The sequence below is a fragment of the Limnohabitans sp. Rim47 genome, assembly GCF_001517545.1.
GTDB lineage: Bacteria > Pseudomonadota > Gammaproteobacteria > Burkholderiales > Burkholderiaceae_C > Limnohabitans_A.
This window is the reverse complement of record NZ_FBYA01000001.1, coordinates 465,457-477,557: the sequence shown is the minus strand read 5'-3', so window position 1 is coordinate 477,557 and position 12,101 is coordinate 465,457. Positions and strand designations below refer to the sequence as shown.

Annotated in this window: 10 protein-coding genes; 5 read left to right on the top strand and 5 right to left on the bottom strand. The window is 57.8% G+C overall.

All coding sequences use genetic code 11. From position 1 onward, the window contains the following. Positions 1–317 precede the first annotated feature (317 nt). A complete protein-coding gene (gene rpsU, locus BN3544_RS02135) occupies positions 318–530 on the top strand; it encodes a 30S ribosomal protein S21 (protein WP_019428257.1) in 213 nt (70 codons plus the stop codon). A 109-nt stretch (positions 531–639) separates the two neighbouring features. Beyond that, positions 640–1,101, top strand: coding sequence for a GatB/YqeY domain-containing protein (locus tag BN3544_RS02130; protein WP_019428519.1), 462 nt, complete (start codon positions 640–642; stop codon positions 1,099–1,101). 44 nt (positions 1,102–1,145) lie between these two features. On the opposite strand, the gene BN3544_RS02125 is transcribed toward BN3544_RS02130, so the two are convergent. Together BN3544_RS02125 and pmbA are read right to left on the bottom strand one after the other, a co-directional pair. Continuing rightward, positions 1,146–2,036 (bottom strand): DMT family transporter, encoded by an 891-nt coding sequence (locus tag BN3544_RS02125; RefSeq protein ID WP_019428518.1) that lies wholly within the window; start codon positions 2,034–2,036, stop codon positions 1,146–1,148. Between the two features lie 13 nt (positions 2,037–2,049). Then, a complete protein-coding gene (pmbA, locus tag BN3544_RS02120; RefSeq protein ID WP_019428517.1) occupies positions 2,050–3,528 on the bottom strand; it encodes a metalloprotease PmbA in 1,479 nt (492 codons plus the stop codon). A gap of 22 nt (positions 3,529–3,550) precedes the next feature. Here pmbA and yjgA point away from each other — a divergent pair, with 22 nt between their 5' ends. From yjgA to rpoD, 3 genes are all read left to right on the top strand, one after another. Further along, entirely contained in the window at positions 3,551–4,207 is a 657-nt protein-coding gene (gene yjgA / locus BN3544_RS02115) for a ribosome biogenesis factor YjgA (protein WP_019428516.1), read from the top strand. Beyond that, positions 4,200–4,796: a molybdopterin adenylyltransferase gene (mog, locus tag BN3544_RS02110; protein ID WP_026036394.1), complete on the top strand. Its 597-nt coding sequence runs from the start codon at positions 4,200–4,202 to the stop codon at positions 4,794–4,796. Before yjgA ends, mog begins: the two co-directional genes overlap by 8 nt. Positions 4,797–5,102: 306 nt before the next feature. After that, a complete protein-coding gene (gene rpoD, locus BN3544_RS02105; protein ID WP_019428514.1) occupies positions 5,103–7,622 on the top strand; it encodes an RNA polymerase sigma factor RpoD in 2,520 nt (839 codons plus the stop codon). A gap of 307 nt (positions 7,623–7,929) precedes the next feature. On the opposite strand, the gene BN3544_RS02100 is transcribed toward rpoD, so the two are convergent. Genes BN3544_RS02100 through dxs form a run of 3 tightly spaced genes read right to left on the bottom strand, consistent with a single transcriptional unit; the run spans position 7,930 to position 12,050 of the window. Further along, on the bottom strand, positions 7,930–8,895 hold the full coding sequence (locus BN3544_RS02100) for an alpha/beta fold hydrolase (protein ID WP_019428513.1): 966 nt from the start codon (positions 8,893–8,895) through the stop codon (positions 7,930–7,932). A gap of 23 nt (positions 8,896–8,918) precedes the next feature. Then, positions 8,919–10,172 carry a glutamyl-tRNA reductase gene (gene hemA / locus BN3544_RS02095; protein WP_019428512.1) on the bottom strand — a complete coding sequence of 418 codons (1,254 nt, stop codon included), beginning with the start codon at positions 10,170–10,172 and terminating at the stop codon, positions 8,919–8,921. After that, complete coding sequence (gene dxs / locus BN3544_RS02090) at positions 10,173–12,050, bottom strand: 1-deoxy-D-xylulose-5-phosphate synthase (protein WP_019428511.1); 1,878 nt, start codon at positions 12,048–12,050, stop codon at positions 10,173–10,175. Positions 12,051–12,101 lie beyond the last annotated feature (51 nt).

The following is a 12,101-nucleotide window of genomic DNA, read 5'->3' as shown; positions in this document are numbered from 1 at the left end:
GCAGGAATCCAGAACGCATGGGCATGATGGGAGGGCTTTAAAGAATGCATTTGTATGGCATTTTAGGGATTCACCCCTTGTAACGGCTGACAGCAAACATCACGGTCATGCGGGCCGTTTCAATTTTGCGCAAAGATGTGCTTTGGACCACGCAAAGTCTGTCAGCACCGGTTTCTCTGGCGTTATAATCGCAGGCTTTGCTGGCAAACCCCCGTCTGCCAAATACTAGTTCGTGACGGGGAACCGCCGAAACTGGGTTTCAAGGGCCCGATCTCCCTTTTGACTGCAGCCGGCACATTTTTTGGAAAATTGATTCAATGACCACCATCCGCGTGAAAGAAAACGAGCCGTTTGACGTTGCCCTGCGTCGCTTCAAGCGCACCATCGAAAAACTCGGCCTGCTGACAGACCTGCGTGCCCGCGAGTTCTACGAAAAGCCAACCACTGAGCGCAAGCGCAAGAAGTCGGCTGCAGTCAAGCGTCACTACAAGCGCGTTCGCAGCATGCAATTGCCCAAGAAGATGTATTGATCTTCTTTTTGTATGACCCGCAAGGGTCTACAAACAAGCCCGCTGGAGGACGCTCAGGCGGGCTTTGTCGTTTATGCCTCCCCACTTTCAACCACGCCAGGAGCCGCTCATGAGCCTGAAAGAACAAATCACCGAAGACATGAAGACCGCCATGCGGGCCAAAGATGCCGAACGTCTGGGCACCATTCGCTTGCTGCTGTCGGCCATGAAGCAAAAAGAAGTCGACGAGCGCATCGAACTCGACGATGTGGCCGTGGTGGCCATCGTGGACAAGCTGATCAAGCAGCGTAAAGACTCGATTACCGCCTTTGAACAAGCTGCCCGCCAAGATTTGGCCGACAAGGAAAAGGCCGAAATGGCGGTTTTGGTGGGTTATTTACCCGCTCGCATGTCGGCCGAAGAAGTGGCCGCGGCCGTGCAGGCCATCGTGACCGCGTTGGGCGAAGAAATGGGCAAAAAAGTGGGCCCCGGTGACATGGGCAAGGTCATGGGTGCTGTCAAAGCGCAACTGGCCGGCAAAGCCGACATGGGCCAAGTGTCCGCTGCGGTGAAGGCTGCTTTGGCGGGCTGATGCCCTGAAAGGGCGTGACCTGCACGCCTGTACTCCGCTTGGGCTCAGGTCTGCAAGATGAGCGCCGCCCCGGCTACAGCCAGAACGGCCCCGCCCCAAGCCCCCCAAGCCGGGCGGCGGCGGTACACGCCCCACAGCAGCGGCAGCAGCAAAATGGGCGTGAGTGACGAAAAAATGCCGACCAAATTGGCCTGCCCGGTTTGCAGGGCCTGCAAGATCAAGGTCATGCCCAACGCCATGGCCACTGCCGCACTGGCCCACGTGTTGAACAAGGTTTTGACGTTCAGAGGGTTTTGCACACGTGCAACCTGCGCCCCGGTCCACAACAGCGCCAGATGCGCCAAAAAACTCGCCGATGTGCGCACCGCAGATGCTGCCACCGCATCCACACCCGAAGTCATCAAGGGCTTGATCATCAAGGTGGCAACCGACTGACACACGGCGGCCAGCAGACCCAACAACACGCCGGTCATCAAGGCACCACGCGTGCTTTCCCAAGCATGGGTTTCGCTCTCGCGACGTCCCCATACGATGGCCACCATGACGCCCGAAACCAGCAAACCGCCGCCCAACAAAGTCCAGCCCCAGAGTGTTTCGCCCAAAACCAGCCATGCCAGAAAAGTGGAAAAAATGGCATGCGTGGCAAACAACACGCCACTGCGACGTGGTCCGAGCCGGTTCATGCAGGCAAACAACGCCGTGTCGCCAATGAATATCCCGATCAGACCAGACAGCGCCAGCAAAGCGATGTTCGAGCCATCCAGAGTGCGCCATTGCCCGGTGAACACCGCCAGCGTCCAGAGCAGTGTCAGCGCAAAAAAAAGGCGCCAGCGGGTAAAAGCAAACGCCCCCATGCGGCTGGATGCGGCGGCAGAAAACAGACTGCCCACCGCCCACGACAATGCGGCCAGTGCCGCAAGGAGTTCTGCCTGCACAGCGCAGCAGGCCTCAGCTGCCCGCCACCTTCATGCGGTTGACCAAGATGGAACCGGTGGTTTTGGCCCCCATGTTGTAGGCATCCGAGCCAATCGCTTCGATGCCCATGAACATGTCCTTGAGGTTGCCCGCAATGGTGATTTCATGTACCGGGTAAGCAATCTGGCCGTTCTCGACCCAAAAGCCACTGGCCCCGCGCGAATAGTCACCTGTGACGTAGTTCACGCCCTGCCCCATCAACTCGATCACAAACAAGCCCGTGCCCAACTTTTTCAACATCGCGTCCAGATCATCGCCTGGCTGCGTCAGGCGCGAGGTGAGTGTGAGGTTGTGCGAACCACCGGCATTGCCCGTGGTCTTCATGCCCAGCTTGCGCGCTGAATAACTGCTCAAAAAATACCCCTCAACACACCCACCCTTGACCACTTTGCGGCGCACTGAGCGGACACCTTCATCGTCAAACGGCGAGCTGCCTTTGCCGCGCAAAAGAAAGGGGTCTTCTTCAATGTCGAGGTGCTTGGGAAACACCTTTTTTCCAAGGCAATCCAACAGAAAACTGCTCTTGCGATAAAGCGCTCCGCCGCTGACGGCTTGCACAAAACCGCCCAACAAGCCAGCAGCCACAGGTGACTCGAACAACACCGGGCATTCGGTGGTAGCGATCTTGCGGGCACCCAGGCGCGACAAGGCACGTTCTGCGGCGTAGCGACCGACGGCTTCAGGCGAAGCCAATTCGTCCGCCGAACGCATGGAGGTATACCAAGCATCGCGCTGCATTTCGGCGTTGCGGCCCGGCAGCTTCGCAATTGGGGCCACCGACACACTGTGCCGCGAGCTGGCATAACCACCCCGAAAGCCATGGGTGTGGGCGCTGAAAAAGTGGCTCTGCTGGGCCGACACAGCAGCGCCGTCGCTGTTGGTGATGCGTCGGCTGGTTTTAAGGGCTGCAGCTTCGCACTGCAGCGCCAAGCGGGCCGCCTCTTCGCTGTTGATGGACCAGGGATGGAACAAGTCCAGATCGCGGTGGTGGGTTTCAATGTCGGCCTCGTCGGGCAAACCCGCCGTGGGGTCTTCGGCCGTGAAACGGGCAATGTCGTAGGCAGCTTGCACGGTGCGCTCAATCGCCGCTTTGGAAAAATCGGACGTACTGGCGTTGCCCCGGCGGTGGTCCACATAGACCGTCACACCCAATGATTTATCGCGGTTACGTTCCACGTTTTCCAGCTCACCCTTGCGCACGCTGACCGACAGGCCACAGCCCTCGGAGGCTTCGGCACCTGCGTTGGTGGCGCCCAGCTTTTTGGCATGCTTCAAGGCGATGTCGACCAGGTCCTCAAAATGGTCACGCGAATAGCTGAAGCCGTCGTGCGGTTGTGAGGAAGGGGCTTTGTCAGAGGCGGTTTTTTTCACGGAATGGTTCTCGCAGCAGAGGGCGAACGCGCAGCTCGCAGTGGCCGCTATGATACTTGCCACCCAGCCCTTGCGCTGCATCAGAGAACGAGTTCCCCCAGTCATGTCCCGTAAACCCAAAAAAGGCTATTTCGTCCGTGGTCAATTTGTTGCCGAAGGCAGCGAACTCGACCTGGAATACAAACGCGAGCTCAAAGGTGGGCTCGACGGCCCCAGCCGCACCGAACTCAAACGCGAAAGCACCGAACTGCAAGATCTGGGCACAGACCTGCTGACCCTGCGCAAAGACCTGATGGAGGGTTTGAGCCTGCCTGACAAACTGGTCGACGGCCTGGCCGAGGCCAAGCGCATCACCAACTTCGAAGGCAAACGCCGTCAGATGCAGTTCATCGGCAAGCAAATGCGCCTGCTCAGCCCCGAAGCATTGCAGTCCGTGCGCGAAGCGCTGGACATCCAGCGACTGGGCAGTGCCAAAGACACGCAAGCCCTGCACTTGGCCGAAGCCTGGCGCGACCGCCTGATCGCAGACGATGCCGCCGTGGGTGAGTGGATTGCGCACTACCCGCAAACCGACATCCAGCAATTGCGCGCCTTAGTGCGCCAAGCCCGCAAGGACGCGGTGCCAGTGACCAACGCCGATGTGTCGCAAGGCCTGGCCCCACGCCAAAGCCGCGCTTACCGTGAAATGTTCAAACTGGTGCGCAGTGTGCTCACAGACGGCCAAAGCGACGAAACACCCGACGAGACCGACGATGAGTGAAACTTTGTTTGATCCGATCAAGATTGGCATCGTGTCCATCAGCGACCGGGCCAGCACCGGCGTGTACGAAGACAAAGGCCTGCCCGCGCTGCAAGACTGGTTGTCCAAAGCGCTACACAACCCCATCACTTTTGAGCCACGCCTGATCCCAGACGAAAAAGCGCGCATCAGCGCCACCCTAATCGAGCTGGTCGAGGCGGGTTGCAGCCTGGTGCTGACCACGGGCGGCACAGGCCCTGCCTTGCGCGATGTAACGCCCGAAGCCACGCTGGCCGTGGCCGACAAGGAAATGCCTGGCTTTGGCGAACAAATGCGCCAAATTAGCCTGAAATTCGTACCCACCGCCATCTTGTCGCGTCAGGTGGCTGTCATTCGGGGCCAGAGCCTGATCATCAACTTGCCTGGTCAGCCCAAATCAATTTCTGAAACCCTCGAAGGCCTGAAAGACGCCGATGGCAAATCCGTGGTGCATGGCATTTTTGCGGCCGTGCCCTACTGCGTCGATCTGATCGGTGGCCCCTATATGGAAACACGCGACGAAGTCTGCAAAGCCTTCCGTCCTAAAACAGCGATACGGCCTGCTCGCTGAAGCAGACTGACAACGCGCGCTGATGGCAGTCTGCACGCGTCTGATATCTGTCTTTGGGTATAATCCGTTTTTTCGGCAAGAGCGACAGCAGCACCTCCGGCTAGACCAACGCCATCAGCGCGACGCCCCCATGTGGGCCGGTCACCGTTCCGCAAGGACTGCATTCCAAATGTTCGCCCACCATCTTGCCATTGCAGATTTAACGCCCATATAGGGTGTTGATTTGTGTCCTACAAGCCCGCGCCGGGATGTATTTGGCGCTGACTGTGTCCGTTTCCTTGTCTGTTTTGATGTTCTGAGGTGTTCATGCCTGCTCAAAAGTCGAAGAAGCCTGCCCAGGCCCCTGCCCAATCCAAAACCGTTGCCAAAACCGCCGTTGCCAAAAAAGCCCCCGCGCCCAAGCCCAAAGCAACCAGCCCAGTGTCTGTAAAAGCACCTGCCAAGAAGCCCGCCCCCGTGGTGAGCAAGGCCAAGGTGCCTGCCAAAGTCGCTGCCAAACCGGCAGCAAAACCAGCAGTCAAAGCAGTCCCCAGCGCGGTCAAGACAACGGCAGCCCGGGCGACTCCCGCCCAGCCTGTGAAGAAAGCCGCCTCCGTGCCCGCCAAGAAATCTGAAGTGATCGTTAAAAAACCCACGGCTAAAGCCAAAGAGGCAGTTGCCGAAGTGGAAGTGAAAAAAACCACCAAAGTGGCCAAAACCGCGGCCCCTGCTGAAGACAAAAAACCCGCCGCCAAAAAAGCCGTGACCGGTGCCAAGCGCGGCCCCAAGAAAAAAGGCAGCATCGCCGAGCCCAGCCTTGACGATGATCTGGACATCGAAGCCGACCTCGAGGGAGAACCCGTCGTTGAAGCGGGCTCCGAGACCGCCGAAAAGGTCAAGCCCCTGCGCATGAAGATCAGCAAGGCGAAAGAGCGCGCCTTGATGAAGGAATTCGGTCTGGACGAAACCGTCCTCACCGAAGCAGAGATGAAGCAGCGCCGCGACCGTCTGAAAGCCCTGATCAAGCTGGGCAAGACACGCGGCTACCTGACCAACGGCGAGATCAGCGACCACCTGCCCGACAAGTTGGTCGATGCCGAAACGCTGGAAGTGGTGATCGCCACTTTGAACGACCTGGGTGTCGCGGTGTACGAGCAAACGCCCGACGCCGAGAGCATGATCATCACGGACAACGCGCCCACGGGCTCGACCGAGGAAGAAGCCGAAGAAGCCGCTGAAGCCGCGCTGTCCACCGTGGACAGTGAATTCGGTCGCACCACCGACCCCGTGCGCATGTACATGCGTGAAATGGGCACCGTGGAACTGCTGACCCGGGAAGGCGAGATCGAAATCGCCAAGCGCATCGAAGGCGGGCTGATGGACATGATGGCTGCGATCAGCGCATCACCTGCCACCATCGCCGAAATCTTGCGCATGGCCAACGAAATCCGCGAAGGCAAGGTCGTCATCTCCACCGTGGTGGACGGTTTTGCCAACCTGAACGAAGCCGACGACTACGTGGCCGAAGAAGACTTCGACGAGTTCGATGAAACAGACGACGACGACGGCAAAGGCGGCTCAAAGGCCCTGACCAAGAAGCTCGAAGAGCTGAAAAACCAAGCACTCGAACGCTTCGACCGGATCACAGAATATTTCGAAAAAGTGCACAAGGTGTACGACAAGGAAGGCTGGGGCACGCCCGCTTACGTCAAAGTGCAATCGGCATTGTCCGAAGAACTGATGACGATCCGCTTCACAGCCAAGACCATCGAAAAATTGTGCGACCTGGTGCGCAGCCAAGTCGACGATGTGCGCAAGAAAGAACGTGAACTGCGCCGCATCATTGTGGACAAATGCGGCTACCCTCAAGACAACTTCATTGCCGATTTCAGCGGTCGCGACAAAAACGGCAAACGCGTGGAATCTCAGCTGCTCAACCTCAAGTGGATCGAGAAACAAGCCGCCTCAGGCAAGAGCTGGTCTGCGGTCATGGGTCGCAACATCCCGCCCGTGCAAGACTTGCAACAAAAGCTGATGGACCTGCAATCGCAGGTGGTCGTGCCGCTCGACGAATTGAAAGACATCAACAAACGCATGAATGCCGGTGAGCGCTCTTCACGCGATGCCAAGAAAGAGATGATCGAAGCCAACCTGCGCTTGGTGATCTCCATCGCCAAGAAATACACCAACCGCGGTTTGCAGTTCCTCGACTTGATCCAGGAAGGCAACATCGGCTTGATGAAGGCGGTGGACAAGTTCGAATACCGCCGTGGCTACAAGTTCTCAACCTACGCCACCTGGTGGATCCGTCAGGCCATCACCCGCTCGATTGCCGACCAGGCCCGCACCATCCGCATCCCGGTGCACATGATCGAGACCATCAACAAGATGAACCGCATCTCGCGTCAGCACTTGCAGGAGTTCGGCTTCGAGCCTGATGCCTCGATCCTGGCCGAGAAGATGGAAATCCCGGAAGACAAGATCCGCAAGATCATGAAGATCGCCAAAGAGCCGATCTCGATGGAAACGCCGATCGGTGACGACGACGACAGCCATCTGGGCGACTTCATCGAAGACAGTACCCACACGGCGCCGATTGACGCGGCCTTGCAAGCCGGTCTGCGTGACGTGGTCAAGGACATTTTGGACAGCCTGACACCGCGCGAAGCCAAAGTGCTGCGCATGCGTTTCGGCATCGAGATGTCCACCGACCACACCCTGGAAGAAGTGGGCAAGCAGTTCGACGTGACCCGCGAACGCATCCGCCAGATCGAAGCCAAGGCGCTGCGCAAGCTCAAGCACCCCAGCCGCAGCGACAAACTGCGCAGCTTCATCGACACGATGTAAAACGCCTCAGGGGCCTCCGCAGTGGAGGCCCCCATTGCATCACCAAGGGCGATTGGTTAACAGATCACCCCGGTTTTGAGAAGGCTCCACACCTTGAGAAGGTGCAATCATGTGCAGAAAATCAAACCCTTAGTTCAGCAAGCGGAGCAGATCCGTGGGTTTTCCATCTTCGATGCGACTCAAAACCGCGAGGATGACGTCAAAATCATGTGCGGTCAGGTGGAACAGCAACCGGCTTCGAGAATTGGCCCTAAGGTGGGCGTATCCCGGACTGACAAGCCCACAGCGAAGGCGTTGGCCCTGGGCTTTACCGGCCCTGTGCGTGGGGTGGCCGCAAATTGGCGTCCAAAAAAGTTTGGACCTGCTCAAGGCCTGTCTCGGGTTGCTCCTCCTGCAACACATGCCCCAAGTTCGGCAGCACAACGGTCTGCGAACGCGGCAAGACCTGCGCATAGTTACCGGCTTGGCTACTGGGAATCATTTGGTCGTTCCCGCCCCAGAGCAACAGCGTCGGAGCCCGAATCCGCTGTAAATACGGCATTGGGTTGATAGAGACGGTTTGATCGGCCCTGTCCAAAATAGCCTTGCGCACCCCCGGTGCCCGCAGCATGTCGTGGTAACGGTCCACCATGGGCTCGGTCACGCTTTGTGGTTGCGAGAATGCGGTGCCGAGAAACTCACGGACCAGAATTCTAGGCAGGCTGTATGTCATCAAGCGCATCACAGCCGACACGTCATAGGGCTTGGTCCCCCATTGCGCTGGCGTAGCAAACCCGTCAGGAGCGATCAGCACCAGCGCCTCAACGCGCTCAGGCTCGACAGCTGCCAGTGACCATGCGATTTTTCCGCCCAAGGAATGACCAATCACAGAAAAGCGGCTTAAACCCAATCGGTCAGCAAATTGCACCAAGGTGGCCACATCCCTGGCTTCGGAGTAGTCTCTGGCGGGTGACGCACCGGTCAAGCCGAAGCCAGGCAAATCCAGGCGAATCACCCGATAGTGGTCCGCCAGCACAGGTATCCAGGCGTTCCAAGTTTGCAAACTCGAACCGAAGCCGTGCAACAAAATCAGCACTGGCGCCTCGTGCGGCCCAATGTCTTGGTAATGAATGCGAAGCCCATCGACTTCCAACACCTGTTGTCCTGGTACGCCATAGCGCTTTTGCAACTCACCTGGAGACAGATCTGGCGTCCACAGACCATATAACCCGGCGGCAAGGGCGATAACACTGAGCTGCAGCATGAGCACACGAACAGAGGGAGGGAACTTCATCTCGGACTGAGGCTTCTCACCGTTCAGTCGTTTAAAAAGAATTGCTTGACCGCCACCAGAGATTTCTCGCGCTGGTCACTGCTGGGGTGGTTCAATTCGCGCAAGGGTCCGTTGAGCATTTTTTTCACCAAGCCCATGGACAAGGCCTCCAGCACGCTGTCCACTGAATCGCCCTTTTCCAGGCGTTTTCGTGCGCGGCTAAGCTCGGTTTGGCGCCAGGCATCCGCCTGGAGATTCAATTCCTGAATCAGGGGCACATGGCTGCGTTGCTCCAACCAGGCCATGAATTTATGGACGCCCTGGTCAATGATGATTTCCGCTTCAGCCACCGCCTCTTGACGGTAGGATTGTCCGCTTTGAATGACCTGTTTCAGATCGTCAACCGTGTACAAGTAGACGCCCGATAAGTTTTTGACTTCCGACTCAATGTCGCGTGGCACCGCCAGATCCACCATGAACATGGGCCGGTTTTTGCGTGCACGCAATGCCCGCTGAACAGCACCCAGACCGATCAAGGGCAACGTACTGGCGGTGCAACTGATCACCACATCAAATTCCGGCAACCGCGCCGGCAAATCGGCCAAAGCGATGCTGCGTCCCCCATGCATGGCCGCCAATAAGTCTGCCTTGTCTGCCGAGCGGTTGGCGATCGTGATCGAGCGTGGCGATTTGGCCGCAAAGTGCGCGACGCACAATTCAATCATCTCACCGGCCCCAACGAAAAGGACATGGGCATCTTTGATGTTCTCAAAAATCTGACTGGCCAGGCGAACGCTCGCCGCAGCCATGCTGATAGAGTGCGCGCCGATGTCCGTGGCTGTGCGCACCTCTTTGGCCACCGCAAAGGAACGTTGGAACAACTGATTCAAGGTGGTGCCCAAGGCACCAGAGTCAGCCGCCAAGCGGACTGCATCCTTGAATTGGCCGAGTATTTGCGACTCCCCCAAGACCATGGAATCCAGCCCGCTGGCCACCCTGAACGCATGCCTTGCCGAGGCATCGCCTTCCAATCGATAAATGTGAGACTGCAAGCTGTCGACCTGTGACTCGCCGATGTCAGCCAACCATTTGAGCGTTTGCCGCCACTGCACTTGTTCTCCCGCACAGTAGATTTCTGTGCGGTTACATGTGGACAAAATGGCCACTTCTTTGTGTGTCTCCAGACTGCGACGCAAGCCTTGCAGCGACGTCACAAGGTGATCGGAAGCAAAGGCGAAGCGTTCACGCAGGTCGATGGGCGCAGTGCGGTGGTTCAGGCCCAGAGTCCAGACTGCCATTCAGACCACCTTTCTGAGCACAGGCTTGACGTAGAACTCTGGCCAAGCCTTTGCCATGCGTTGGTGAATACCTGTAGCGGTCAGTCCGTAGTGCTGCATCAACTCCTGGGGATCACCATGCTCTGTGAACGCGTCTTCAAACCCCATGACCAACACAGGTTTGTGAATACCCATGTCCTGCAAGGCCTCCAGCACAGCGGCTCCGGCACCGCCCATGCGTGCGCCGTCCTCCAGCGTGACGAAGCGCTCGTGCTGCTGTGCCACCTGCCGCAATAATTCCAAATCGAGTGGTTTTGCCCAGCGCATGTTCACGACCGTAGCGTCCAAGGATTCGGCCGCTTTAAGTGCTTCATGCAGCAAGGGGCCAAAGGCGAGGATGGCCACGCCCTGTCCATGGCGGCGAATTTCAGCCTGCCCAAAAGGCAAGGCCTGCAAATCTGCTGACACCTTTGCACCAACCCCGGCTCCCCTGGGGTAGCGCACAGTGACCGGATGGTCCTGAGCGTAAGCCGTACTCAGCAATTGACGGCATTCATTTTCATCGGCCGGACAAGCCACGCTCATGTTCGGAATGCAACGTGTGAAGGCGATGTCAAACATGCCTGCGTGCGTCGGACCATCGGCACCCACAAGTCCTGCACGGTCCAGCGCAAAGACCACGGGTAACTTTTGCAAGGCCACGTCATGGATCAGTTGGTCGTAGGCTCTTTGCAAGAAAGTCGAGTAAATAGCCACCACCGGTTTGAGCCCTTCACAAGCCAATCCTGCGGCGAAGGTCACGGCGTGTTGCTCGGCGATGCCCACATCGTGGTACCGATCAGGAAAGCGTTGACTGAAAGCCACCATTCCCGAGCCTTCACGCATGGCCGGGGTGATCCCGACCAGGCGACGATCGTGCGTGGCCATGTCGCACAGCCATTGACCAAACACTTGGGTAAACGTCAGCGGACTTGCTGTCGACGGCTTCAAACCAAATGCCGGATCGAACTTGCCCGGTCCGTGGTAACTCACAGGGTCCGCTTCGGCTCTGGCGTAGCCTTGCCCTTTGCGGGTGACCACGTGCAAAAACTGGGGGCCTTTTGCTTGTGAAATTTTCTGCAGGGCTTGCACCAAACCAAGAACATCGTGCCCATCGATCGGCCCGGTGTAAGCGAAGCCAAGTTTTTCAAAAATGGTTGCAGGCTGGATGAATTGCTGCGCTTGCTGCTCCAACTGTTGGGCCAAAGCAAACAAGGGCGGCGCATTGCGCAAGAGTTGCTGGCTCAATTTTTTGGCCTGCGCATAAAAGCGGCCAGACATCAGTTCGCCCAGGTAGCGGTTCAAGGCCCCGACCGGCGGGCTAATGGACATGTCGTTGTCGTTCAGCACCACCAACAGATCGCAGTCGCTGGCGCCGGCATTGTTCATGGCCTCATAAGCCATGCCGGCTGTCAACGCGCCGTCACCGATGATGGCCACCGATTTTTGTGAACTGCCGTTGAGCTTGGCGGCCATGGCCATACCCAAGGCAGCTGAGATGCTGGTGGAGGAATGCGCCGTGCCAAAAGCATCGTATTCACTCTCTTGGCGGTGCGGAAATCCGCTCAGACCGCCCCTTTGACGCAATGTAGCCATGCGCTCCATGCGACCCGTCAACATTTTATGGGCGTACGTTTGGTGGCCCACATCCCAAACCAATCGGTCTTGCGGCGTGTTGTAAACACGGTGCAGGGCGATGGTCAATTCCACGGCACCCAAATTGGAGCTGAAATGACCACCGGTTTGTGACACCGACTGGATCAGACGCTGCCGCAATTCATTTGCCAGGCCAGGCAAGCGCTCGAGCGGTAGCGCTCTGAGTTGAGCTGGAGATTGAATCCATTCCCGCAAGGCATCCATGGCTGGCCTTCATATTTGCTTGACTGAACTTGAATCTACAGGCATTTGACA

What these genes read in the sequence shown, in the direction of transcription:
- rpsU (WP_019428257.1), top strand. Translation starts at nt 318, where the DNA reads ATGACCACCATCCGCGTGAAAGAAAACGAGCCGTTTGACGTTGCCCTG.
- BN3544_RS02130 (WP_019428519.1), top strand. Translation starts at nt 640, where the DNA reads ATGAGCCTGAAAGAACAAATCACCGAAGACATGAAGACCGCCATGCGG.
- pmbA (WP_019428517.1), bottom strand. Translation starts at nt 3,528, where the DNA reads ATGCAGCGCAAGGGCTGGGTGGCAAGTATCATAGCGGCCACTGCGAGC.
- yjgA (WP_019428516.1), top strand. Translation starts at nt 3,551, where the DNA reads ATGTCCCGTAAACCCAAAAAAGGCTATTTCGTCCGTGGTCAATTTGTT.
- mog (WP_026036394.1), top strand. Translation starts at nt 4,200, where the DNA reads ATGAGTGAAACTTTGTTTGATCCGATCAAGATTGGCATCGTGTCCATC.
- rpoD (WP_019428514.1), top strand. Translation starts at nt 5,103, where the DNA reads ATGCCTGCTCAAAAGTCGAAGAAGCCTGCCCAGGCCCCTGCCCAATCC.
- BN3544_RS02100 (WP_019428513.1), bottom strand. Translation starts at nt 8,895, where the DNA reads ATGAAGTTCCCTCCCTCTGTTCGTGTGCTCATGCTGCAGCTCAGTGTT.
- hemA (WP_019428512.1), bottom strand. Translation starts at nt 10,172, where the DNA reads ATGGCAGTCTGGACTCTGGGCCTGAACCACCGCACTGCGCCCATCGAC.
- dxs (WP_019428511.1), bottom strand. Translation starts at nt 12,050, where the DNA reads ATGGATGCCTTGCGGGAATGGATTCAATCTCCAGCTCAACTCAGAGCG.